The organism is Brevibacterium sp. HMSC08F02, assembly GCF_001807555.1.
Lineage (GTDB): Bacteria > Actinomycetota > Actinomycetes > Actinomycetales > Brevibacteriaceae > Brevibacterium > Brevibacterium ravenspurgense.
Genome location: NZ_KV789367.1, coordinates 27945 through 53548, shown reverse-complemented (window position 1 = coordinate 53548; position 25604 = coordinate 27945). Strand labels below are relative to the sequence as shown.

At 63.2% G+C, this 25604-nt stretch carries 15 protein-coding genes; 6 read left to right on the top strand and 9 right to left on the bottom strand.

The window, feature by feature from the left end; all coding sequences use genetic code 11:
• Positions 1–506: 506 nt before the first annotated feature.
• Positions 507–2102 carry a class I adenylate-forming enzyme family protein gene (locus HMPREF3172_RS09670; RefSeq protein WP_070517121.1) on the bottom strand — a complete coding sequence of 532 codons (1596 nt, stop codon included), beginning with the start codon at positions 2100–2102 and terminating at the stop codon, positions 507–509.
• A gap of 203 nt (positions 2103–2305) precedes the next feature.
• Between HMPREF3172_RS09670 and HMPREF3172_RS09665 the strand changes: the two genes are divergently transcribed.
• Together HMPREF3172_RS09665 and HMPREF3172_RS09660 are read left to right on the top strand one after the other, a co-directional pair.
• Complete coding sequence (locus HMPREF3172_RS09665) at positions 2306–2947, top strand: TetR/AcrR family transcriptional regulator (protein WP_070517119.1); 642 nt, start codon at positions 2306–2308, stop codon at positions 2945–2947.
• The gene (locus tag HMPREF3172_RS09660; RefSeq protein ID WP_070517117.1) at positions 2944–4134 is read left to right on the top strand and encodes an acyl-CoA dehydrogenase family protein; all 1191 of its coding nucleotides are present in this window, start codon (positions 2944–2946) and stop codon (positions 4132–4134) included. The genes HMPREF3172_RS09665 and HMPREF3172_RS09660 overlap by 4 nt, the downstream gene beginning before the upstream one ends.
• Positions 4135–4285: 151 nt before the next feature.
• Here the strand turns inward: HMPREF3172_RS09660 and HMPREF3172_RS09655 are convergent, their stop codons facing one another.
• Together HMPREF3172_RS09655 and HMPREF3172_RS09650 are read right to left on the bottom strand one after the other, a co-directional pair.
• Positions 4286–5323 carry a glutathione S-transferase family protein gene (locus HMPREF3172_RS09655; RefSeq protein ID WP_070517115.1) on the bottom strand — a complete coding sequence of 346 codons (1038 nt, stop codon included), beginning with the start codon at positions 5321–5323 and terminating at the stop codon, positions 4286–4288.
• Positions 5324–5398: 75 nt separating this feature from the next.
• The gene (locus HMPREF3172_RS09650) at positions 5399–7066 is read right to left on the bottom strand and encodes a GntR family transcriptional regulator (RefSeq protein ID WP_070517113.1); all 1668 of its coding nucleotides are present in this window, start codon (positions 7064–7066) and stop codon (positions 5399–5401) included.
• Positions 7067–7283: 217 nt separating this feature from the next.
• Here HMPREF3172_RS09650 and HMPREF3172_RS09645 point away from each other — a divergent pair, with 217 nt between their 5' ends.
• Positions 7284–11180 carry a proline dehydrogenase family protein gene (locus HMPREF3172_RS09645; RefSeq protein ID WP_070517110.1) on the top strand — a complete coding sequence of 1299 codons (3897 nt, stop codon included), beginning with the start codon at positions 7284–7286 and terminating at the stop codon, positions 11178–11180.
• Between the two features lie 108 nt (positions 11181–11288).
• On the opposite strand, the gene betT is transcribed toward HMPREF3172_RS09645, so the two are convergent.
• Genes betT through HMPREF3172_RS09630 form a run of 3 tightly spaced genes read right to left on the bottom strand, consistent with a single transcriptional unit; the run spans position 11289 to position 16712 of the window.
• Positions 11289–13430, bottom strand: coding sequence for a choline BCCT transporter BetT (gene betT, locus HMPREF3172_RS09640; protein WP_070517108.1), 2142 nt, complete (start codon positions 13428–13430; stop codon positions 11289–11291).
• Complete coding sequence (gene betA / locus HMPREF3172_RS09635) at positions 13427–15175, bottom strand: choline dehydrogenase (protein ID WP_070517107.1); 1749 nt, start codon at positions 15173–15175, stop codon at positions 13427–13429. Before betA ends, betT begins: the two co-directional genes overlap by 4 nt.
• Positions 15176–15218: 43 nt before the next feature.
• A complete protein-coding gene (locus HMPREF3172_RS09630) occupies positions 15219–16712 on the bottom strand; it encodes an aldehyde dehydrogenase family protein (RefSeq protein WP_070517105.1) in 1494 nt (497 codons plus the stop codon).
• Between the two features lie 438 nt (positions 16713–17150).
• Here HMPREF3172_RS09630 and HMPREF3172_RS09625 point away from each other — a divergent pair, with 438 nt between their 5' ends.
• Both HMPREF3172_RS09625 and HMPREF3172_RS09620 read left to right on the top strand, forming a co-directional pair.
• A complete protein-coding gene (locus HMPREF3172_RS09625) occupies positions 17151–17915 on the top strand; it encodes a TetR/AcrR family transcriptional regulator (RefSeq protein WP_070517104.1) in 765 nt (254 codons plus the stop codon).
• Positions 17916–18650: 735 nt separating this feature from the next.
• Positions 18651–19157 carry an endonuclease domain-containing protein gene (locus HMPREF3172_RS09620; protein WP_070517102.1) on the top strand — a complete coding sequence of 169 codons (507 nt, stop codon included), beginning with the start codon at positions 18651–18653 and terminating at the stop codon, positions 19155–19157.
• Here HMPREF3172_RS09620 and HMPREF3172_RS09615 read toward each other — a convergent pair whose 3' ends face one another.
• The 3 genes from HMPREF3172_RS09615 to HMPREF3172_RS09605 all read right to left on the bottom strand — a co-directional run bounded on the left by HMPREF3172_RS09615 (position 19158) and on the right by HMPREF3172_RS09605 (position 24234).
• Positions 19158–21038: a heavy metal translocating P-type ATPase gene (locus HMPREF3172_RS09615; protein WP_256173404.1), complete on the bottom strand. Its 1881-nt coding sequence runs from the start codon at positions 21036–21038 to the stop codon at positions 19158–19160.
• A 285-nt stretch (positions 21039–21323) separates the two neighbouring features.
• On the bottom strand, positions 21324–22862 hold the full coding sequence (locus HMPREF3172_RS09610; RefSeq protein ID WP_070517100.1) for an L-piperidine-6-carboxylate dehydrogenase: 1539 nt from the start codon (positions 22860–22862) through the stop codon (positions 21324–21326).
• 181 nt (positions 22863–23043) lie between these two features.
• Entirely contained in the window at positions 23044–24234 is a 1191-nt protein-coding gene (locus tag HMPREF3172_RS09605) for an NAD(P)/FAD-dependent oxidoreductase (RefSeq protein WP_083281511.1), read from the bottom strand.
• Positions 24235–24453: 219 nt separating this feature from the next.
• On the opposite strand from HMPREF3172_RS09605, the gene HMPREF3172_RS09600 reads away from it, so the two are divergent.
• The gene (locus tag HMPREF3172_RS09600) at positions 24454–25596 is read left to right on the top strand and encodes a LysR family transcriptional regulator (protein WP_070517099.1); all 1143 of its coding nucleotides are present in this window, start codon (positions 24454–24456) and stop codon (positions 25594–25596) included.
• Positions 25597–25604: the final 8 nt, after the last annotated feature.

Here is a 25604-nt window from a genome sequence, read left to right as displayed (position 1 = left end):
CTGCCCCGATTTTTCACGACTGTGATTTCAACAAACTCAGCTGCGATCATCTGTTAGCAAGGATGTCCAACGTTTCGCGCCAGTCGGCCCGAGCCTGATTCAAAAGCCTGTCGACATCCGCCGCTCTCGCATCCACAGCGTAAGCCCCAGGTTTGCGGGGTCCCTCAGCGCGAAGCGACTGCTCGGTGTACCCGCGCGTGATGGCAGATTCCGAAGCAGTTTCGCCTTTTACATGGCCGCTTTCTGGGCCGTCCAAAGCCTCAGACCGTCGGCTCTCACTGTTACTCATCAGCAACTCTCTGCCTCTACCGGACTGTCCAACGTACACTTCCCCAGCCGACGCAAGCGTTTCGGAACAGACTATAAGCGGCGGGTGTCTTTCATTCTAGGGATCGCAAGTGGACATACCCCTGGGTTATGAAAAGCAATATCTCTGAACTGCCATCAACGAAACACCATGACAATGAAGGAGCGTCCCAGGAAGACCCGGAACGCCCCTTCACTCCTCACGAGCCACCTACCGGGCTCACTCCCCCCGCGGATTCGCTCCTCACGGCATCACGCAGGCGGTGCTTGAGGATTTTGCCCGACGGATTGCGCGGAATGTCCCTGTACAGCACCTTCCTGGGCAGTTTGAACTTTGCGAGAGTCTGCGCTGCGTGTTCACGAATCGACTCCAGCGTGGGCGGGTTCTCCGAATCAGCCGGCACGATCACCGCAACAACCGTCTCCCCGTACACCTCGTGCAGATCACCCACAACAGCCACATCCAGAACACCGGGGTGACCAGAGACAGCATTCTCCACCTCGGCGGAATAGATGTTCTTCCCACCGGAGATGATCATGTCCTTCATCCGGTCGACCAGCGTCATAAACCCATCAGATTCACGTTTTGCCAGGTCACCGGTGTGCAGCCAACCATCCCGGATGGTTTTCGCGGTCTCTTCCGGCTTGTTCCAGTAGCCCTTCATCATCGATTCGGACTTAAGGATCATTTCGCCGACCTCACCTTCGGCAACATCATTGCCCTCAGGGTCGACAATCCGGTACACGCCATTCGGGTTGGCACCACGGCCAGAAGCCCACGGGCGCTCAAGAATCTCCTCGTGTGTGAGCACTGCCCCACCGGGACCGCCCTCAGTCAGGCCCGTACCCTGGGTCAGCCGAGCATTCGGGAACGCATCAATAACCCTGGTGACCAGCGAACCCGGCATGGGAGCCGCCCCGTAGAAGATCCGCTGCATCGACGAAACATCAGTGCTTTCCACATTCGGCACCCGCAGCATGAGCGCCAACATGGTCGGCACCGCAAACGTGAACGTGCACTTGTGCTTTTCAATTGCGTTAAGCGCATCCTGCGGATCGAACGTCGGGCGGATGACAATCGCGCCGGCGGCCAGAATCGTGGGGAACAGAACGTTCGTCAACGGCGCCGAGTGGTACATCGGCGCAATCATCAGCACCCGCTCACCCTCATGCAGCCCCGTGCTCAAGCCCAGCGACAGACCGGCCCAAATGGCCGCGTGATGATCCAGGACCGCTCCCTTGGGATTACCCGTAGTTCCCGAGGTGTAGAGGATGAGCGCGTTATCGCTCTCCTCCACCGCTGTGCCCAGGTTGGTGTCATCGGCCTGGGTTGTCAGGGCGAGTGCGTCTGTGAACCGGTCGGCACCCGGGGTCGAGAGGTCAACCGGGCCGAGGCTAAGACCGATGGGGGCGGGAGTCTCTTCTTCCCCGCCGCCGAGGTGGTTGAAGGCATCCGCTGACGGCTTGACGAGTGCCGGGTGGGCAACAAAGGCCTTCGCACCGGAATCGCGCAGGAAGTACGCCAGTTCCGGGCCCGTGGACTGCGGGTTCGCCGGCGACAGGACAGCCCCGAGCTTGAACACCGCATAGGCGGCAACCACGAAGTACGGGCTGTTGATGCTGTTGAGAACCACGCGGTCACCCTTGCCCACACCGTGATCGGCCAGCACTCGGGCGAACTGATTGGCAGCCGCGTTCAGCTGCGGATAGGACATGGTGAGCTCGTCGCTGATGAGCGCTGTGGCCTCAGGCCGGCGCTGTGCTGTGCGTTCAAGAATGGTGGACAAGTGGGCCATGGGTGATCCTTTCGCTTCTTTGAGATGGTCATCCCGACCTACGGGGGGCTCTCCTTCAAACCCCTGTCGTTCTCCAAGTGTATTGGTTATTATCCATTTGGAGAAGAGTTAGGGCCGGGGCTTCAGAAACAGCCGAAATCCAGGGCCGACGACAGGCCTACGACCGGCCTCACAACAGGCCCACAACACGAGAGGACACGCACATGGCAGACGTGACACACGGCGATATGTCCTCAAAAGCGCGCATCCGCACAGCCGCACTCAAACTGTTCGCAGCACATGGCCACCACGCCGTGTCACTGCGCCAAATCGCCGAAGCCACCCCGATTGCCCACGGCTCCGTTGTCCACCACTTCGGCAGCAAAGCCGGGCTCATCCGGGCAATCGAAGACGACATCCTCGCCCGCCTGAGGGAAGCCCTCGACGACCTCCCACCCGACATCAGCACCGCCGAGGAACTGCGCCGAATCCGCGACGCCAACGTCGGGCGCTTGCTGGAGGCCAACCCCGAGATCGTCGACTACACCCGGCGCATCCTGCTGGCCCCGGGAGCGGAGGCCGAGGGCACCTCGGGCCTGGCCCACCGGATAACCGAACTCACCCGCGACGTGATCCGGGGTGCCCGCAGTGCCGGCTTTTCCACCTCGACTGGGCCTGAGGCAGTCCAAGTAGCCGAACTCCTGGTGCGCTACCTGGGCAGGCTCTTCCTGGTGCCCATGCTCGACCACATATGGGACGGCCTCGAAAACTCAGACGGATTGCCCCCGCGCAGCACCACCGACCTTGCCGTCCGCGTCACCTACACAAGCGACACAACCGAACCCCACACAAAGGAGACACCATGATCCTCGATGACTACCGCGGAACCTGGGAAGACGAAGACACCAGCGAACTGCGCAAACTGACCCGCGAATTCATCGCCAACGAAATCACACCCCACCAGGAACGCTTTGCGCAGCAGCACCGCGTTGACCGCGACGTGTGGCGCAAAGCCGGGCAGGCCGGCCTGCTGTGCATCTCCGTACCCGAAGAATACGGCGGCGGAGGCGGCGACTTCCGCCACGAAGCGGTTGTGCTGCACGAACAGGGACTCGCCTTCGACGACGCGTGGGGCTACTCCGTGCACTCGTCCATCTGCGCGCACTACATCCTCGAATACGGCACCGAAGAACAGAAAAAAGCCTGGCTGCCGAAACTGGCCTCCGGCGAATACGTCGCCGCAATCGCCATGACCGAACCCGGCACCGGATCCGACCTGCAGTCCATCCGCACAAAGGCCGAGCGCGACGGCGACGAATGGGTCATCAACGGCTCCAAAACCTTCATCACCAACGGCACCCACTGCGACATCGTGATCATCGTGGCCCGCACCTCGGACGAACCGGGCGCAAAGGGGATTTCGCTTATCGTTGCCGAAGTTGGCGGCGAAGACGTTGTCGGTGATTCTGGAACGTGGGCGCCTGGATTTGAGCGCGGCCGTGTGCTCGACAAAATGGGCATGCGCGGCCAGGACACACGCGAACTGTTCTTCACCGACATGCGCGTTCCGGTGGGCAACGTGCTTGGCGGCGAAGCCGGCGAAGGCAAGGGCTTCTACCAGCTGATGAACCAGCTGCCGCAGGAACGCCTGGCCATTGCCGTCGGCGGTGCCGGAGTTGCCGAAGCCGCAGTGCGTGCTGGCATTGCGTACGCCAAGGACCGTGAAGCGTTCGGAGTGCCGATCGTCAAATTCCAGAACACCAAATTCGTTCTGGCCGAAGCATCCACCGAAGCACTGGCCGTACGCACGTTCGTTGACCACGCGATTGCCGAACACACCGCTGGCAAGCTTTCCACCGAAAAGGCCTCAGCCGCTAAATACTGGGCAACCGACATGCAGAACACCATCGTCGACAAAATCCTGCAGGTATTCGGCGGCTACGGCTTCATGAACGAATACCCCATCGCGAGGGCCTACGCATCGTCCCGCGTACAGAAGATCTACGGCGGCACAAACGAAATCATGAAGGAACTCATCGGCCGAGGGCTGTGAGTTTCCAGCGTCGGGGTGGCCGGCGGGTGGTGAGGCCGGCCGGGAGGTGAGGCCCGGCCGGGTGGCGAGGCTCGGCCCGCCACCCGGGCCCGGCGCCTCGTGAGTTTGGCGCGCGAACCGGCCCGGCGCCTCGTGAGTTCGGAACTGAAAATCAGCCCACCGGCTGTGGCGCTGTGCCGTCGCCCCAAGGGCGGTCCGACAGTGCCTCACGCCCGTGCGGTTCCATCCACACCGAAGTGTCCGGACCCAACGGCACAATGCCGGTCGGGTTTACCGACTTCTGCACGATGTAGTAGTGATCTTTGATCTGCTGGAAGTCGATCGTGTCACCAAAACCGGGCATCTGATACAGGTCGCGGGCATACGCCCACAGCGCCGGGAAGTCGCGCAGCTGCTGACGGTTGCACTTGAAGTGCGAGTAGTACACAACGTCAAACCGCGCGAGCATCGTAAACAGGCGAACATCCGCCTCGGTAATCGCGTCACCCATCAGGAAACGCTGGCCTGTCAGGCGCTTCTCAAGCTGGTCCAAAGCCGTGAACAGGCGCTCGAAGGCCTCGTCATAAGCCTCCTGCGATCCCGCGAAACCACAGCGGTACACACCGTTGTTGACCTCGGTGAACACCCAGTGCATCAGCTGGTCCATCTCATCCCGCAGCGCTTCAGGGTACAGATCCGGCACGCCTTCACGGTGGAACGCGGTCCATTCCGTCGAGAAATCCAAGGTGATCTGATTGAAGTCGTTCGTGACCACCTGGCCGCTTTCCACCTCGACAATTGCCGGAACAGTGATCCCCCGCGGATAGTCGGGGAAGCGGGCAAAGTAGGCCTGCTGCAGCCGCTCGATGCCGAGCACCGGGTCGACGCCACCCTCATCCAGGTCGAAGGTCCAGGAACGCTCATCGTGCGTCGGTCCAGCCAACGCAAGCGAAATCGCGTCTTCCAAACCCAGCAGCCTGCGCACGATCAGCGTGCGATTTGCCCACGGACACGCCTTCGCCGCCGCCAGACGGTACCGTCCGGCCTCAACGGGCCACAGAACCTGGTCATCGTGCTTTTTCGGCGTGTTGGCCAGGTCGGCCACAATGCGGTCGTCGATGTAGCGCATGTCGCGCTCGAACGCCTTGCCCTTGGACACGTAAACGCCCGGCTTCGAGTGTTCTGGGTGCTGCTTTTCGCGATCGGTCATGCTTCGATTGTCACACTTGCAGATTGAAGTTTCAATCAGTAGCGGGGGCATTTGGTTGCCACTTGCGGCCTTTGCCTACTCAACCAGGCTTAGCCAGGCGGCCACATCGAAGCGGCGCAGACCCGCGACGGATGACATGTGGCGCACCGCGTTCTCGATCTTGCTGCGCCACACCGCAATAGCCTCGTCTGCCCGACCCTTGCGCACAGCCGCCAGAATCGCCGCATTATCCGAGCGGATCTTCGCCGCCGCGGGCGCGTAATCCACTCGCAGAATCGCAATCAACAGCCGCAGCCTCTGCCCCAGCGAATCAAAAACATCCGCCGTGTGCTCCAAACCCGACGCCTCCGCAAGCCCCTGCTGAAACTGCAAATCCAGCCGATCCACCGACCGCGGGCCCAATGAATCATCCGCCTCGAGCCGCGACAGGGCGCGGTCCGCAATGTGCAGGGATCCCCGGGCCCGCTCCGCACGAGGCGCCACCCGGCTCCCACTCAGCTCACTTGGGGTGCGCTGGCTGGAGGTTGGGCGGGCGGCTGTCGCCTGGTGGGCGCTGGAAACTCCCGCGGCAGCGCGCCCGGATGCGGATTGGTGCGAGGTCCTACCTGCCGAGGCGCCTCGCAAAACCACGATCCCCACCGCGTACCGCGCAGCGTAGAGGTCGAGCACGCTCTCACCGGAGACAACCGGCAGCCGGAACACATTGCCCGCTCGCTCCAGCACACCGCTGGTCTGCAGTTCGCCCAAGCCGCGCACAATCTCCCTCTGCGCCACACCCATCCGAGCAGCCAAATGCCTCACCGACACCTGATCACCGGCATGCAGATCGCGTTCGCGGATGTCAGCTTCAAGCTCCGCCACCAGGGTTCGCCGCCACACAATGTCACCGACTTCGCGCCACGGATGCAGGAACGGGCGTCGAGTATCGGAGCGATTATCGTCCTGGTTTTGGTCGCCCCGATGTTGGCCGCCCGAGCTGTCTGTTCTGCCTGCCGGAGCTGAATCGCTTGAGCTGTCTGCAGTGCTTGAGGCACCAAGAGCGCCAACAGCACCAGAAAGTGAGTCAAAAGTAGATGGAATTTGGAGCGCCTCAACGGGCCTCCTCCAGAAGAACGTGTTGACGTCCGCGGAAACCGCATCGGCCAAAAACTCCAGGACATCGAAGGGAACGCCGTCCGCAGCGGGGACACTTTCACGGCCGGGTGAACCTGCCAGCCCCACCCCACTGCCCACGTGGGTGAGGAGTCCAGCGACCGCTCCGGCGAAAGCGTCAAAGTCATGGAACTCGCATACACGGGCCAAGCCATTCGGTGTGACGGTGTGGATGCTGAACACATCCCTATCCGCCCACTGCTGCAAAGCGCCCAAAAACGCCCAGCCGCGACGCCGTCTGTTCGTAGAACCCCACTGAGGGCGCGAGGCACTCATCCCCTCCCCTGCCCTGAAGATGAGCGTCAGGCGGCTGTCTTCCACCCGGATTTCATCGATGAGCACCCAAGTCGGCAACTCATCCGCGTTCGGCGCACTGTCAGCCTCACCCTCCAACCACCGGCAGGCACGTGAAACAAGGGTCTGCGAGAGACCCAATTCTTCGGCCAACCCGCGAGTCCCGTAGGCCTGGCCGACGACATCTCGCCCAGCCAGCGCCAAAGCTCGTGCCACTGCTCGGTTCGCGCTCGGCTGCTTTTCCGGCCGCCCCATCCGCGCCCGCTGGGCGGCTTGCCCGCGCTCCACACCTGCCACGACACCTCCCAGTCGAAGCCTGACCCACAAAGACTGCCCACTCGGGCACCAGCGAGTTTTGACTCAGATTATCGCCCGTTGTGCGCTGATGTCAGCCATTCGGCTCCACAATGTCGAAAACGGCTCATGCACCGTGGCGTGAGCACACACCGGGCGGCCGAAGTCAGAAGACCACAGCCATCCGGCGGCCTGAGCATCTCAGTGAAGAGGAGCGATCGTGTCGCATACAGAAGCAGATTTCATCACCGACGCCGAACTGTCCGCAGTCAGCGCCGAAGCCATCAGCACCGTCCGCAAGTGGCTGCGCAAGGCGAACCAGCAGGGTGAGGCGAGTTCCACCTCGGCAGCTGGCACAACCGGAACAACCACCTCGGCCAAAGAGGCCGCCAACAAGGCCACCCGCCAGGCCGACAAGGGCGCACGCCTCCTGGCGGCGGTGCTGAAAGACCCCAACGGACTGCCGTTCACGCAGGGCTTTGTGGACCGAGTCATCCGCGCGGAAGACCCCCGGGCCGCAGCAAAAGCACTGACCGAAATCGCCGAACTCACCCCCAAATCCCTGCCACTAGCGGAGCGCATGCAGATCAAGGCCGGCGCCGCCATGGCTGAGAAGCTGCCGCACGTCGTCATCCCCGTCGCCAAGGCTCGCCTGCGGCAGATGGTCGGGCACATGGTGATCGACGCCCGCCCCGAACCGTTCGGCAAAGCTGTCAAGGCAATGCACGAAGCCGGACACCGCCTCAACATCAACCTTCTGGGCGAAGCGGTGCTCGGCGAAGAAGAGGCCGACCGCCACCTGCAGGACACCCGCAGGCTTCTGGCCAGGAGCGATGTCGACTACGTATCGATCAAAGTGTCCTCCGTTGCCTCGCAGATCAGCATGTGGGACTACCCGGGCACGGTCGACTACGTGGTGAACCGCCTGCGCCCCCTGTACGAAGACGCCGTCGAACTCGAAGCCGCGGGCCGCGGCCAGAAGTTCATCAACCTCGACATGGAGGAATACCAGGACCTCCACCTGACAATCGACGTCTTCGAACGCCTGCTGAGCGAACCGGCGTTCAAGAACCTGGAAGCCGGCATCGTGCTGCAGGCCTACCTGCCGGATGCACTCGCAGCCACCCAGCGGCTGGCCGAATTCGGGGCACAGCGCGTGGCCGACGGCGGCGCCGGCATCAAAGTGCGCCTGGTCAAGGGCGCAAACCTTTCCATGGAACGCGTGCACGCCGAAACCGCCGAATGGCCCCTGACCGTCAACCCCTCCAAGCAGGCCACCGACGCCAACTACAAGCGCGTCCTCCACTGGCTGCTGACCCCAGAGAACATGAAGGGACTCCGCCTGGGTGTCGCCGGACACAACCTGTTCGACATCGCCTTCGCCCACCACCTGTCAAAGCGGCGCGGCGTTGACGACCGCATCGAATTCGAAATGCTGCACGGCATGGCCGAAGAACAGTCCGAGCAGGTTGCCGCAGACGTCGGCGACGTCCTCCTGTACGTCCCGGCCGTCGCACCCGAACAGTTCGACGTCGCGATCTCCTACCTGGTGCGCCGCCTAGAAGAAAACGCCGCAAACGAAAACTTCATGTCCGGCATCTTCGACCTGACCGACGGCGGGCCCATCTTCCAGCGCGAACGCAGCCGCTTCCTGGCCTCGCTGAGCGACCTCGAAACCGTGCTCGCCCGCGAAGGCGACACACCTCCCGGCCCCAACCGCACGCAGAACCGACTGCACGAGGCGCCGCTCAGCTCCCAGCCCGACACCTCGGGTGAGAGCGCGGGTACCGGTGAAGGTGAGGAACACGCGGCAGATGCGGGCGCATCGGGTGAAACACCCGCGGCCAACCCCGAAGGCGCCTCGGGCGTGGGTCCCGCGGAGACCGCCCCCGCAGCGGCCCCCGTCCGCGGCTTCGCAAACGAGCCGAACACCGACCCCGCCCTGCCGGCCAACCAAGAATGGTCCAGGCAGGTGATCGCAGCGGCAGAGCGCATCGACATCAGCCCGCGAACCGCAGATGACTTCGACGTCGACACAACCGTGCAGACCGCCAAGCAGGCAGCAGCCGACTGGGCAGCACTCGGCGCACGCGGCCGCCTGCCCTACTTCCAGCGGGCAGCCGAACTGTTCGCACAGCGACGCGGCGAATTCCTCGCAGTCGCAGCGGCCGAAGCTGGCAAAACACTCGCCCAGTCCGACCCCGAACTGTCCGAAGCCATCGACTTCATCCGCTACTACGCCGACCAGGCCCTCGAGATCGAAGAAATCGAAACCCGCGACGGCGTGCAGTTCACACCTGATCAAGTAACTGTCATTACACCTCCGTGGAACTTCCCCGTAGCAATCCCAACGGGATCGACCGTGGCAGCACTCGCCGCAGGTTCAGCCGTCATCCACAAACCCTCGGGCATGACGCCCGAATGTTCGCGGATGATCGTCGAAACGCTGTGGCAAGCCGGCATCCCGCGCAACGTCCTGCAGCTGGTGCCGCCGATCGAAAGCGAAACCGGCAAGGCGCTCATCAGCCATCCGGACGTTGACAGGGTCATCCTGACAGGAGCCTCTGACACAGCCGCACTTTTCCGCTCCTTCCGCCCCTCCCTGGCGATCAACGCAGAAACCAGCGGCAAGAACGCAATGATCATCACCCCGTCCGCCGACCGCGACCTCGCCGTGGCCGACCTTGTGAACTCAGCATTCGGACACGCCGGACAGAAGTGCTCGGCCGCTTCGCTGGGTATTCTGGTGGGCTCGATGTACGACTCACAGCGCTTCCTGAGCCAGCTGGTCGACGCGACGGAATCTCTCATTGTGGACTCCCCGCTCAACCTGGCCTCCACAGTCGGACCGCTGACGGGAGCCCCGAGTGACAAGCTCCAGCGCGGGCTGACCCGCCTGGAAGTCGGCGAAGAATGGCTCATCAAACCGAAACTGCTCGCTGCGGCACCCGGCATGCCGACCGGAGACATTTCCCCTGGTGAGAAGCGGGTGGGAGCCGGCGGCACCTCGTCAGATTCGGACCAGCGGACACCGGGCATGCCCGGACCACTGTGGCGTCCGGGTATTCGGACTGGCGTGCAGCCGGGGTCGTTCTTCCACATGACGGAGTGCTTCGGGCCGGTGCTTGGGCTCATGCACGCGCGCGATCTTGACGAAGCCATCCGCCTGCAGAACGCCGTCGAGTACGGTCTGACCGCCGGTATTCACTCGCTTGATCCGCGCGAAGTCGACGAATGGCTCGGTCGCGTGCAGGCCGGAAACCTGTACGTCAACCGCGGAATCACGGGCGCGATTGTGCGCCGCCAGAGCTTCGGCGGCTGGAAGAAGTCGTCGGTCGGGCTGGGATCAAAGGCCGGCGGCCCCAACTACGTCCACATGATGGGCACCTGGGCGGACAGGCCTGGTTCGGGAGAATTTGCTGGTCAGGCTGACGAGGTGGAGGCCCCCGGATCCTCGACATCTTCGGGTGTTGCGGGTGGTTCAGTTTCGGGCACTGCGACAACGCGTGATGAACGCGATTGGCTTGAACGCGCCCGCCGCTCTGATGACGAAGCCATTCGCCACGAGTTCGGTGTTGCCCGCGACTCGGACGGTTTCGCCGCCGAAGCGAACATCTTCCGCTACCTGCCCACGGCTGTGACCGTGCGCGTGACTGCTGAGGCAAAGCCTGTGGAAATCACCCGCGTTGCCGAAGCTGCTCAGCGTCTGGGTAAACCGCTAACCTGGAGTGTTGCCTCTGATGCTGAAGGGTCTGTCCGCGCGGCAGCGGTTGCGGCCGCTGGTTCTGGGGTGGACGCTGGCGGAAGCGCGAACGGCACGGGTGGCGGCGTCGCCCTTGAATCAGCCGGGGAGTTCGGCAAGCGCCTGTCCGATGGCCAGCTTCTGGTGAACGGAGCAGCCCGCGTGCGCAACATTGGCGCGGCGGAACCCGAAGTGCTCGAGGCCATTGTCGACCGACCGGAAGTGGCCGTGCTCGATGAACCGGTGACCGCCTCGGGCCGCATCGAAGGCCGCTACTACCTGCACGAGCAGGCAATCTCGATGACGCTGCACCGCTTCGGCGACCCAGACCCGGGCTTCCACCGCCTAGCTGAACGCCTAGGCCGGACGGCGTAAGCGGGCCGAATCTGCTCTGGCGTGCAAAAACTCGGCCGAAACAGCAGTTTTCGGCCGAGTTTTTGCACGTATAAGCAGAATCCGGAGTTTTTGCACGTGGCAGCAGAGTTACTCCCCTACCTTGGTCTCCTCCGTCACAGCGACGTTCGAGTTCAGCCACCACGTGTAGTGGTCGAGAACGTCGTGGGCGATCCGCTCACGCGAGTAATCCAAGATGTCGTAGGTTCCGCCACCGGGCACCTTGACCTCAAGCTGGCTTGAGACATCGTCTGCTTCGCGCATGCGGGTGCCGTAGGTTGCGGCCTTGATCTGGCGAATCTGCGCCGTGTAGTCGAAGTTCTCCAGCATTTCGTGCGTGCCCTGAACAGTTAGCGACACGGAGTGCTTGATCTTCTTCGACACGTCGTCTTCGCGGGTGATCTGCGCGTCAACACCCTGCTCACGCAGTTCCGCTGCGACTTCTTCCAGCGCGGGGATGACGACCTCGGACATGCGCTCCTGCGTGGATCGCAGCGACACATTGCCGAACTGGCGCCGCAGACGATTCCGCCAGCTGCCAGCACCAGTGCCACCCGCAGCACCAGCACCAGCACCGCTGCCAACAACACCACCAGCACCGACAACCTGCGAGCGCAGCGAATCCATCATGGCGTGCGTCTGCTTGCGTTCGCCTTCCAGTGCGCGCAGCAGACCAATGGCAACCAAGATCATGACGAATGCGAACGGCAGACCCATAACAACCGTGGCGTACTGCAGCGCGGTGATGCCGCCGACCACCAGCATGGCGATCGTCAGAACACCGGTTGCCACGGCCCACAGGATGCGCACCCACGGCTTGGCGTCGGTTTCGGCATCCGGCAGGCGGCTGGTGAGGTTTGCCATGACCAGTGCACCGGAGTCAGCCGATGTCACGTAGAACAGCAGACCGACGAACGTTGCCAGTCCCACCAGGAAGAACGCTCCGGGGAACTGCTGCAGCAGCATGTAGAAACCGGATTCCGGTGTCTCGACTGCAGCTTCGGCAAACGCGGTGTCGCCCGAACGGATGCGCGCAATGGCCGTGTTGCCGAACATCGTCACCCACATGAGGATGTAGATGAACGGGATGGTGAGCGTGCCGATGACGAACTGGCCCAGCGTGCGGCCCTTGGAGATGCGGGCCAGGAACATGCCGACGAAGCTTGCCCAGGCAACCCACCAGGCCCAGAAGAACAGGGTCCACAGGTTCATCCATTCGGCCGGGTGGTCGTATGCCATCGTGTCGAGCGTCAGGCCGGGGAACATGCTGATGAAGTCGCCGACGTTCATGGTTGCGGCACGCAGCAGGAATGCGGTGTCGCCGAACACCAGAACCCAGCCGGCCAGCACGAGTGCGAGCACCACGTTGAGCTGGCTGAGGATGCGGATGCCCTTATCAACACCGGATGTCGCCGACACGATTGCCACGAGAACCGCGACGACCACGAGGCCCACCTGAGCGGGAGTGCCCTGGTCGATGCCGAACATGATGTCCAGGCCCACGTTGAGCATGACCACGCCGATACCGAGCGAGGTTGCAACACCGAAGATCGTGCCGAGCACCGTTGCGATGTCGACGGCGTTGCCCACGCCGCCCTTGATGCGCTTGCCGAACAGCGGGTAGAGCGCCGAGCGGACTGCCAGCGGAAGTCCCTTGCGGTGGGCGAAGTAGCCCAGGGCGATACCCATGAGCGTGTACATGCCCCAGCCGGTGATGCCGTAGTGGAACAGCGTCCACACGGTGCCTTCGCGTGCCGCGTCAAGCGATCCGGCCTCCGTGACGGGAGGCGCCAGGTACTGCGAGGCGGGTTCGGCAACCGCGAAGAACATCACGTCGGTGCCGATGCCGGCTGCGAACAGCATGGATGCCCACGCGAACGTCGAGTATTCGGGCCGGTCCGTGTCTTTGCCCAGGCGGATCTTTGAGTACCGCAGGGCGAGTACCACCACGAACACCAAAATCGCGGTGGCCAGCAAGATGTAGAACCAGCCGAACCAGTTGCCGATCCATCCCACGAGCACGCCGAGTGTCGCCTCGGCCGACTCCGTGAAGAACAGCGCCCACCCGGCGACCAGCGCGATGAACACGCCGGTCACGCCGAGCACAACCGGCTTGACCTTGGGGCTGGTCACCTGGGGCCGAAGCTCAGGTTCGACTTCTCCAACAGCTGACGAGGTGCCGCCCGCCGCAGTCTGGGACTGCGGCTTGGGGTTTGATGGGGTGCTGCTCACTTGTCATCACCCGCAGCCATTGCCTCAAGCGCACTGGGGATGTCCGTGCGGGCGTTCCACGCGCTGTTGCGCGGATCGCCTTCGGGGTACAGCGGCATACCGGACTTAGCCTTGTAAACCGGCGGGTATTCGGGTTCGAGCATGGTGTTGCCGGCAATGAGGTCGGCAGCGCGCTCAGCAACCATCATGACGGGTGCGTAGATGTTGCCGTTGGTGATGGTCGGGAAGACTGAAGCGTCGACAACGCGCAGACCCTCGGTGCCGTGGACCTTCATGGACGACGGGTCGACAACCGACATGTCGTCGACACCCATCTTCGCCGAGCACGACGGGTGCAGAGCGGTTTCGGCGTCACGGCGGATCCAGTCGAGGATCTCCTCGTCGGTTTCAACGTCCTTACCGGGCGACAGTTCGCCGCCGTCGAACGGTGCGAACGCCGGCTGGGACAGGATGTGGCGTGCAGCGCGCACAACCTCAACCCATTCGCGACGGTCGTTTTCGGTCGACAGGTAGTTGAACAGGATCGACGGGTGCTGCTTGGGGTCGTTCGACTTGATCTTCACGTGGCCGCGAACATCGGAGTTCATCGGGCCGATGTGCACCTGGTAGCCGTGTTCGTGGTCGCCACCGGTGCCGTCGTAGCGCACGGCGATCGGCAGGAAGTGGAACATGAGGTTCGGGTAGACGACATCGTCGTTGGTGCGGATGAAGCCGCCGCCCTCGAAGTGGTTCGAAGCACCCACACCGGCGTTGGCGAACAGCCACTGCGCACCGATCCACGGGGCCTTCCACATCTTCAGCCACGGCTGGATCGAAACCGGCTGCACCGATTCGTGCTGCAGGTAGACCTCGAGGTGGTCCTGCAGGTTCTCACCGACACCCGGCAGATCAACGCGCGGCTTGATGCCCACCGAACGCAGGTGGTCGGGGTCGCCCACACCGGACAGCTGCAGCACCTGAGGTGAGTTGAAGGCACCTCCACAGAGGATCACCTCGCCGGCGGAGACGCTGTGCGGTTTCTTTCCGCCTCGTACGAAGTCGACCCCGGTCACACGGGTGCCGTTCCAGCGCAGCTGGGTGACAAAAGCGAGAGTCGCAATGTCCAGGTTCTTGCGGTTCTTAACCGGCCACAGGTAGGAACGCGAAGCGCTCATGCGCGAACCCTTGTAGGTGTTCGCATCGAAGGGGGCGAAGCCCTCCTGGCGGTAGCCGTTGACGTCATCGGTCGGAGCATAGCCGGCCTGGCGGGTGGCCTCGAAGAACGCCTGGAACAGCGGGCTGTTGGCCTTCTTGCGCTCAAGGGTCAGCGGGCCCGAACCGCCGCGCCACTCATCAGCACCGGCCAGCGTCGTTTCCATGCGCTTGAAGTACGGCAGGACGTGGGCGTAGTCCCAGTCCTCCATGCCTTCGAAGGTGGCCCACTTGTCGTAGTCACCGGCGTTTCCGCGCTGGAAGATCATGCCGTTGATCGAGCTCGAACCGCCCAGCACCTTACCGCGGGTGTGCGCCACGCGACGGCCGCCCATGTGCGGTTCCGGGTCAGTCTGGTAGCGCCAGTCGTACATCGGGTTGCCCGACGGGAACATGAGCGCTGCGGGCATGTGGATCAGCGGGTCGAACTTGAAGTCCGCACGGCCGGCCTCCAGCACGAGCACACTGGTGCTGGGGTCAGCCGACAGGCGGTTGGCGAGCGCCGAACCGGCGGAACCGCCGCCGACGATCACATAGTCATAGTGCTTCTTCACGGGAACACTCCTTGGAATTGAGAACAGAAGATTGAGGGGTGGGTCAGGCTTTGCGGCCGGAGAACCAGTCGGCCGGTGCCGGCTTGGTGTTGTGCCAGACGTGCTTGACCTCCTGGTATTCGGCCAGGCCGTCTTCGCCGAGTTCACGGCCGATGCCGGACTGCTTCATGCCGCCCCATTCGGCCTGCGGGACGTAGGGGTGGAAGTCGTTGATCCAGACGGTGCCGTGGCGCAGGCGGCCGGCGACACGTTCGGCGCGGCCGGCGTTTTCGGTCCACACGGCACCGGCGAGGCCGTAGATGGTGTCATTGCCCAGTGCCACTGCGGCGTCTTCGGCCGCCTCTACGGTGTCGCCTGAGAAGGTTTCGACCGTCAGCACGGGGCCGAAGGACTCGTCGTGGACGCAGTGCATCGACTGGTCGCAGCGGTCGAGGATGGTCGGCAGGTAGTAGGAGCCCTGCGCCAGTTCGCCTTCGCCGCGCTTGCCGCCGGTGCGCAGAACAGCGCCGTCTTCGATGGCCTCTTCGACGTAGCGGTGCACCTTGTTCAGGTGGTCTTCGCTGATGAGCGGGCCGGTCTCGGCGTTTTCGTCAAACGGGCCGCCCAGGCGGATCAGTTCGGCGCGGCGAACGAGTTCGTCGACGACCTCATCGTGAATCGACTCTTCGACGATCAGACGAGCACCAGCCGAGCACACCTGGCCGGAGTCCAGGAAGATCGCGGTGAGCGCGTTGTCAATTGCTGCTTCGAGATCAGCGTCGGCAAAGATGATGTTGGGGTTCTTCCCACCCAGTTCCAGGGCGACCTTCTTCACGGTCGGAGCGGCAGCGGCCATGATCACGCGGCCGGTTTCGAGACCACCCGTGAACGACACGAGGTCCACCTGCGGGTTTTCCGTCATTTCGGCACCCACGGTGGCACCCGGTCCGGTGACGAGGTTTGCGACACCGGCCGGAAGCCCCGCCTCGTCAAGGGCATCCATGAGCCACATGGCGGTCTGGGGAGTCAGCTCGGCCGGCTTGAGCACGAAGGTGTTTCCGGCGGCGATGGCCGGAGCGATCTTCCAGGCCGTCTGCAGCAGCGGGAAGTTCCACGGGGTGATGAGCGAGCACACGCCCACCGGTTCGGTGACGACGCGGCTGGAGATGGTCGGGTCGCCCGGGTCGACCACGCGGCCTGCGTGTTTGTCCGCCAGGGCTGCGAAGTGGCGGAAGACGTTGATGATGTCGTCCATGTCCTGCTGGGACTCGACGAAGCGCTTGCCCGTGTCCTGCGATTCCATGCGGGCGACCTTGTCTTTGTCGCGCTCAAGGATGTCGGCCAGGCGGTTGACGATGGCGCCGCGGTCGGCTGCCGGGGTCGTGGCCCAGGTTCCTTCGTCGAAGGTGGTGCGGGCGGCTTCGATGGCGCGGCGGGCGTCAGCACGGTCGCCTTCGCTGACAGTGATGACGTGCGATCCATCGGCCGGGCAGAGGATGTCTCGGGTTTCGTTTGATTCCGCTTCTTGCCACTGTCCGTTGATGTAAATGCTCGGCACGGCACTTCCTTCGCTTTTGGCTTGTAGGTTTGCTGCGTTTGCTGGCTGGTTTTCCTTGCGGGGGTTTCGCACGGCGGACGTTTCGCTTGTTGGTGCTTCTCGCGGCGAGGGCTTCGCTTACGAAAGCTGCACGTCCCAGCCTCACGCCTCTTTGCAACGATAACGCACGTTATATCGAAAATAAAACGAGCGTTATACTTTTGTGCTGCGCAGACGAGCTGTTGCGACAGCGTGACCTTCAAGTTGAGTAAAGCTGCAGGAGTACGATTGCGAACCATGAAGCCGACAAGCCAGGCCAGCAGCCAGGCGGGTCAATCTCCGAGTGCACCCGCGGATGGGTCAGCAGGCAATCAGCCTGTTGAACAGGCGGGTAGGCCTGCGGGTAGGCCTGCGGCGAGTTCGGTGCGTAAGCAGGCGGGTAGGCCTGCGGCAAGTTCGGTGCGTAAGCAAACGACCAAGCCGGTCCGCGAACGACTGTTGGATTCCGCCGACGCGCTGCTGTTCATCCACGGAGTTATTTCCACCCCAGTCGACCGGATCCTCAAAGACGCACAGGCCTCCCCGCCGAGTCTCTACTCACACTTCGGGAGCAAAGAAGGGCTGATCGCGGCTGCTCTGCGCCGTCGCCTGCATATTTGGACAGACGTGTGGGACGCCGAAATCGCCGCGGCTGACTGTCCGAAGGACCGGGCACTGGCCCTCTGGGACGCGCTTACGACGTACCAGGGCGAACACATGACCGAACGCTGGTGCGCCTTCAGCGGGACCGCTGCCGCCATCGAACACCCCAGCGCTCAGCTGCAGGCCGTTCTCGACGAAGAAACCCAGCTGCTGCGCACACGACTCCTGGCCGCGGCCCGCGAAATCACAGGCGAGGCGGCAGGAAGTGAGGGCGCTGAAGAGGTGAGCGGCGCCTCGTCCGCCCAGGCGGATGACGTCCCGGGAAATGGGAGTGAAGAGGTGAGCGGCGCCTCGTCCGCCCACGCGGGTGACGCCCCGGGAAGTGGGAGTGAAGAGGTGAGCGGCACCTCGGCGGGTGGTGGTGCGGCAGGCTTAGGCAGCCGAGCGGAGGCGTTGGCGTCGGCGCTCATGGTCGCGTACACGGGCACGATGTCCTTGATGCTGCGCGAGGACTACCCCACCGCCATCGCCGAGGGCCGTGCGAGCGCAGAAGCGCTCATCGACGCGTTCACCGGGGCGTAAAGCACAAACGGCAACACGCACCGGCATGGCCTACAGGCAAACTCAAGAACTCCAGCCGACTAGCCCCGCCCCGACCTTCGCTTCTGCTTCTGCTCCTGCGTGCAAAAACTCCGGAATCTGCTTAGGTGGTCAGAAACTCGGCCCAAAACCGCGTTTTTAACCGAGTTTTTGCACGCAGGAGCAGATTCTCCAGAGCTTTGACTTCGGTGCTCCGTGCAGGGGACAACTCCGGTGCTATCCACAGGGTCCAGAAACCCGTGGCGCCCGCTGCTCGAGCGCCCCTACCTTCCGAATATGGGGCATGGAGAAAACACGACGTCCGGTTTATGGAAACCGGCCACAGGTATTGCCACCACGGGAAGCCTTCTGAACAACGGTGTAACCAGGTGGACAATCGATGCCAACAGCCGACAGCTGGTTCACGGCGTACGAGCGTTCGGTGACATTCGAAGCATCGGCAGTGCGCCACGTTGGGCAGATGACTTGTGGTTTAGACAGCGGGAACTGCTTTCTGCCGTGCAGAGCAAATACCCGGAAGCGACCGGAGTAGGGCCTACTGCGGGGGCGCTCTACGGCATGGTTTTGCCTTACAGACTCCAGCGTGAAGAACTGGTATTCGTAAGTACCGGCCGCGGAGGCAGACAGATTCGCATGAAGAACGTCAGGTCCAACCGCAAACCCATAGATAAAAGAGTCCTTTGGTTCGACCTGCCAGTCGCATCCGGACTGGAAGTTATGGCTCAAATCGCTGCGGAATTGAACTTCCGTGAGGCGGTGCAGCTTCTTGATGGACTCTTGGGCACGTGGAATGGCGGCCCGAAAGTCGAACACGCCAAACTTAAAAGCTTCATCCGGGAGCTGCCGCAGTCCCGCACCTACAGAACTCTGCGCAAAGCCCTGCCGCTGACCAGGTCAGGGGTGCAGTCACCTCGGGAAACGAGCCTGCGCCTCGAGATCATTCGTGCCGGACTGCCCGAACCGGCAGTCAACCCGCGGGTCTATCTGCCGAGCATCGGCGAGTACAGGAAACCCGACCTGGCTTGGGAAGAGTACAAGGTGTGCTGCGAATACGAAGGCATCCACCACATGACCGATTCACAACAGTGGTCCAGCGATATCCGCAGATACCGCGCTTTCGAGGCGGCAGGCTGGACTGTCATCCGAGTGACCAAATCAATGCCGTCCGCCGAATACCTACAGGCGATTCGAGACGCCCTGCGAGCACGAGGCTGGAAACCCTGACTACACCTTGAACCGTTCGGGGCCCTTCAGTGCTCGCAGTGCGTAGACGATCGCGGCCAGGTCGATGACTTCCTGCAGCAGCGCACCCACAACGGCTGGAATGAAACCGAAGAAGGCGAAGCCCATCAGCACGAGCGACAAAATGATGCCGATCCAAATGGCACTCTTCGCCACCGCCAAAGTCCAACGCCCAATGTCGACAGCCTTGCCAACACGGGAAATATCGTCACGGGTGATCACGACATCAGCAGCTTCGGAGGCCTCTGTATCGCCGCGAGCCCCCATCGCAATGCCAACCCCGGCAGCCGCGAGAACCGGCGCATCGTTGACACCGTCACCGACCATGATGACCGGCTTCGGCTCGATCTCGTGCAGCAGACGAACCTTGTCCTCCGGCAGAAGCGAAGCGTGCACATCGTCAATCCCGACCTCCGCAGCAATCGCCTGCGCAGTGTGCGGATTGTCGCCAGTGAGCATCGTGACCTTTTCAAAGCCATGACGCCTAAGCTCCGAAACCAACTGTCCGGCGTTGTCCCTCGCCTGATCATCAAGGATCAGCGCACCGGCATACTCACTGCCGATCGACACATAAGCGACAGTCTGTCCGGCCTCGAACTCAACCTCAAACGCCTCCGGCGCCATGCCGCGAACAAAACCAAGCGTGCCAACGCGAACAACGGAGCCACCCGCGCCGCCGGCCGCGCCAGCAGCCGCACCATCCGAGCCAGCACCAAAGCTGACCTCAGCCTCGACACCCTCGGTCGCGACCTCGCGCCCATTCCGCGCCTCGGGAAATGAAAGCCCTTCAGCAGCCTCAATCACCCCGAGTGCCAAAACGTGCGATGAGAACTGTTCGGCAGCAGCCGCAACAGCCAGCAGTTCGTCCTCAGAGACACCAACGGCGCGCACCTTGGCAACCGTCGGCCGGCCGTAAGTCAGTGTGCCCGTCTTGTCGAAGGCAGCGGTCGAAGCCGAACCCAACGCCTCAAGGACGGCACCGCCCTTGACGATGATTCCCGCATTCGACGCCCGGCTCATACCACCAAGGAACGCAACGGGAGCAGCAATCAGCAGCGGGCACGGCGTGGCCAGAACCAGCACCTCGGCAAACCGGACAGGGTCACCGCTGAGCCACCACGCAAGCCCTGCGATCAGCAGAGACACTGCCGTAAACGGCATGGCGTAGCGGTCGGCCACACGAACAATCGGCGCCTGCTGATCCTCAGTCTGGCGCACCAAAGCAATGATCTTCTGGTACTGCGAATCCGCCGCCGAACGCGTTGCGCGCATCCGCACGGCCTGCGTGCCGTTGACCGAACCAGACAGAATCGTGTCGCCGACATCCTTCGCGACAGCCGCCGACTCACCCGTCAAAGACGATTCATCGAACGAACCCGCGTCAATCGCCTCGCCGTCAACGGGAACAACTTCGGCAGGCCGCACAAGCAGAACATCGCCGGGCTCCACACGGTCGATTTCAATGTTTTCTGCCTGGTCAACGGGGGCATCAACAGCCGGCAGTCGGTGTGCCCGCTGCGGGGCGCGGTCCAACAAGCTGCGCAGATCACGGCGGGCACGCGCGGCCGCGTAGTCTTCCAGCGCCTCGCCACCGGTGAGCATGAGCGCAATAATCGACGCCGCCAAATACTCGCCGACCGCAAGCGAGGCGGTCATCGCCACGACGGCCAGAATGTCGAGCCCGAACTCCCGCCGCATCAGCTGCTTGACCATGTCGATGACGGTCAGCAGGATGACGAATCCGACGAATACCGTCGCCACCAGCTGCGCAGCGGTGGTCAGGCCGGAAAAGTGCAGCGCGAGAACAACGATGAGCTCCACCAGCACCGCGGCCAGCAGCTTGTACTCACGGAAAATGCGCATCACGGTTCCCATACTCCGATACTGCCCATTCCGCGGATTTCCGCCAGCAAGCTATGCCTTGCCTAACAGGGACGGAAGCGCTTCGTTTGCCTGCGTTTACATTCTGCTCTGAAGTGCAAAAACTCGGCCGAAATCAGCGATTCCGACCGAGTTTTTGCACGTGGCAGCAGAAACCGGAGTTTTTGCACGCAGGAGCAGAGTCAGGCAGTGTCAGGACGCAAAGCCAAAGCCAAAGCCAGGCCCAACTCAGAGCCCTAACCCCAACCCCGCAGTCAAACCCTTACATCAGATGAATTCGACTCCCTGGGCCAGGGGCAGTTCGCCCGAGTAGTTGATGGTGTTCGTCGCCTGGCGCATGTAGGCCTGCCAGGAATCGGTGCCGGATTCGCGGCCCCAACCGGTTTCCTTATTGCCGCCGAATGCGCCGCCGATTTCAGCACCGGACGTACCGATGTTGACATTCGCGATGCCAGTGTCGGAGTAGGCGAGGAAACGCTCGGCTTCTGCAAGTTCCGAGGTGAACACGGCACTCGACAGGCCCTGCGGAACCGCGTTGTTGAGTTCCACGGCAGCGTCGAAGTCGTCGTACTCCATGACGTAGAGGATGGGTGCGAAGGTTTCGTCTTCCACGATCTGCGTCTGCGACGGCATGCGGACGACGGCCGGTTCGACGTAGTAGGCGTCGTCAGCTTCGTCGGTGAGCACGCGCTTGCCGCCGCAGACAACCGTTCCGCCCTGTTCTTCTGCCGCGCGAAGTGCGTTCTGCATGGCGTCAAAGGAAGCCTTGTTGATGAGCGGACCGACCAGCGTGCCGTCGTCGGTGGGCGAACCGATGGCCAGCGTGCCGTAGGCCTTGGCCACACGGTCAACGAGGTCATCGGCGATCGAGGAGTGCACGATCAGGCGGCGCAGCGTGGTGCAGCGCTGGCCGGCCGTGCCCGCGGCTGCGAAGACAACGCCGCGCAGAGCCAGGTCGAGGTCTGCGCTGGGTGCGACGATTGCCGCGTTGTTGCCGCCGAGTTCCAGCAGCACCCGGCCGAAGCGCTCAGCCACAACAGGGCCGACCTTGCGACCCATGGCAACCGAACCGGTGGCCGAAACCAGGTCGACGCGCTTGTCGGCAACCATGGCCGCACCGAGGTCGCGGTCGCCCAGCAGCACCTGGCTGAGGTTTTCCGGCGCACCGCAGTCCTTCGCGGCACGGCGCAGCAGAGCCTCCGCACCAATGGCCGACAGCGACGAGGTTTCCGACGGCTTCCACACCACCGTGTCACCGGCGATGAGGGCGAGTGCGGTGTTCCACGCGAACACGGCCACAGGGAAGTTGAACGCCGTGATGATGCCGACAACGCCCAGCGGGTGCCACGTTTCCATCAGGCGGTGGCCGGGACGCTCCGACGGCAGGGTCTTGCCGAACAGCTGACGCGACTGACCGAGCGCCAGTTCGCAGATGTCGATCATCTCCTGCACTTCACCGGCAGCTTCAGACGGAATCTTGCCGGCCTCGATCGTGACAAGTTCGCCCAGGTCAGACTTGTGTTCCTCCAGCAGCTGGCCCCAGCGCTGCACGACCTTGCCGCGCACCGGCGCAGGGACATCGCGCCACTGCTTGAAGGCTTCGCGGGCAGCGTCGAGCTTGCGCCCCATGGCCGCTTCGTCATCGGCCGGCACCTGGCCGAGTTCGGCACCGTTGATCGGCGAACGCAGGGTGAGGCTTCCCGCACCACCTGACGAGGCGGAGGTCAGCTGGTCGAAATCGGCACCGCACGCGGCGAGCGCCTTCTTGGTGGTCTCGAGGATCTGCTGCTGTGTCGGCAGTGACATGTGCGTGTCCTTTCTGAGTTGGTTCTTCAGTCTTGTGAGTTCGGAAGATTGGTGAGTTTGGGGCTTGCGGTTGGAGTACTGGCGCTGCGGGGTTTCGTCCCACGGGCGCCGTACCAGCCCAGCTGCGCCGTACCAGCCCGGCGGGAGTGCCGGCGCCACGATCTAAAGCTGCCGCCCGCGCTTACACGACGTTCATTTCTTTGCGGACTTCGCCGGATGCGAATCTGTCCAGGCTCAGGCCCGAAATGTCGATCAGCGGAGTGCGGTCCAGGTAGAGGTCCGCCATGATTTCGCCGACCGCCGGGCCTTGCAGGAATCCGTGACCGGAAAAGCCGGTGGCGTACATGAAGCCGTCGACCTGCGAAGACTTGCCGATGAGCGCATTGTGGTCCGGGGTGATCTCATAGAGGCCCGCCCAGCCGCGACGCAGCTGAACATCGTCGAGCATGGGGGTGCGCCGCTCCATGAGTTCGGCGAGCAGTTCAAGCCACGCGGGGTCCTGCTGGGTGCTGAAGCCCCACGTGTCTTCAACCTCCGGAGCACCCAACAGCAGACCAGCACCTTCGGAGTGGAAGTAGTAGCTGGTCGAAAAGTCGATCGTGAACGGCAGCCGGCGCGGGTCGAAGTTCACCGGTTCGCTCACCACAATGTGACGGCGCAGCGGTTCAACCGGCAGGTCAATGCCCACGTCGGCACCGATTTTCTTCGACCACGCTCCGGCCGCGCACACCACGGTGTCAGCGGCAATCGGTCCAGCCGATGTTTCAACACCAGTGATCCGGCGGGAGCCGGGCTCCGCCTCGTCCCCCTCTGCGATGACTCGGGTGACTTCCACCCCGCGAACGATCGTGACCCCCAGCCGGCGGGCGTTCTTGGCGTAGCCGGCCACAGCGGCCTCGGGTGTGCAGTGGGCGTCGAAGGGGTTGAAAGCGCCGGCAACCAGGTCGTCGGTGCGGATGACGGGGTTGAGTTCGCCGCATTCAGCCGGGGAAATCATGCGAGACGACTGACCCAAGGACGCCTGAAGTTCCACGTTGGCGGCCATCTTTTCGGCATCGGCTTCGTTGTCCAACAGGAACAGGTAGCCGGACTGGACCATGTCGATGTTCTGGCCCATCTGCTCTTCAAAGCGGCGGAAGATCTCCAAGCTGCGCGCGCCGAGCATGATGTTCGCTTCGTCCGAGAACTGGCAGCGCAGACCACCGGCAGCACGGCTTGTGGAACCGCCGGCCAGTTCGCCGCGCTCAATGAGCACAATGTCTTCAACGCCGGCCTTTGCCAGTTCGTACGCAGTGGCTGTGCCCATGATGCCGCCGCCGATGATGACCACGGACGCGGACGTGGGAACAGTCTGGGGAACATTCACATTCACGAAAGCTCCTCTCGTCGGGCTGCCGATCAACGCTGATGGCAGCGGGCTGTTCAACGCTGAACAGTGCCCGAGGGATACGGCGATGAGGTCGACGCTGACCAGTTCGCCGGTGGTCCCAACGGGCCACACCACCATCGTGAACCCACTGAGCCGTAAGGACAAGCGATATATTTTTAAGCTTCCGTTTAGCTTTGCTGATGAATCGTGTAGCTTGCTCATATGCAGTGGACGTTGACACAGCTGCGCACCTTCGTCGCAGTCGCCGAGCAGGGAACAATGGCCGCGGCCGCCACCCGCCTGGGATACACGGCCGGCGCGGTCAGCCAACACATGTCGGCACTCAGCCGAGCAGTCGGATCACCCGTAGTTTCACCTCGGGGGCGGTCCGTTGTCCTCACGGAAGCCGGGCGGGCGCTGCTGCCCCGCGCCCGAGCGGTCGTTGCCGCCGAACGCCAAGCCGCCCGAGCCATGCGCGGAGCCTCCGCCGACACAACCGTGACCGTGGGGGTCTTCGGATCGGCCTCAGTCGCAGCCATGCAGCCAGCCTCGCAGCAGCTGGAGGGCAAAGGCATCGACGTTCAAACCATCGAAGTTGACGTCGAAGAAATGCAGGAGGCGGTGGCCTCGGGATTGATCGATGTTGGAATCGGCATCGACTACCTTGATGCGCGCCTGCCCCCGCGCCGCGGTGTGCACATGAAACCCGTCCGCCGCGAACGGCTGTCCGTGGCCGTCGGCCCCGGCGGCATGGCGGCCCTTACCGCCGAAGGGCGCGAGGTAAAGAGCCTTTCCGCTGGGCTCGAGGGCGGCCCCAGCATCGACGAAACTCACGAGGTGGATGCAGCGGCTCACGAAGCCGCACCTGTGGACTCGGGCGGAGTTGGCGACGGGGCTGGCGGGGTTGGCGACGGGGCTGGCGGGGTTGACGATGGAGGTGCCGCCGGAAGCACCCGAGGCGCCGGTGGGTCTCCTGTCGGACTTGGGTTGGCGCCAGGCCGCGGTGATGTTTTCCGCGATCAGGAAATCCTGCGGCGCGCACTGGGCCGCGTACCGTGGATTCTGCCGCCGGCTGATTCAACGTGGGGTCGGGCGTTCCGGCTGGCCTGCCGGGAACTCGGCGTTATGCCTCGAGAGAAGCACCTTGTCACTGACTCCGCGGTGGCACTGGCCATGGCTTCATCAGGGTTGGGTGTCACCTTGGCCACGCCCTACCTGATGCGGATGGCCCCCGCGAACGTCCACATTCTTCCCAGAACAATCTGCGGCAGCCGCGACATTGTCATCCTCACGTCCACCGATGCGCCGTTGACACCGGCGGCGCGCACTGTCGTCGACGTGCTCACCGACGTGTTCAATGCCTGAGGGCGGGT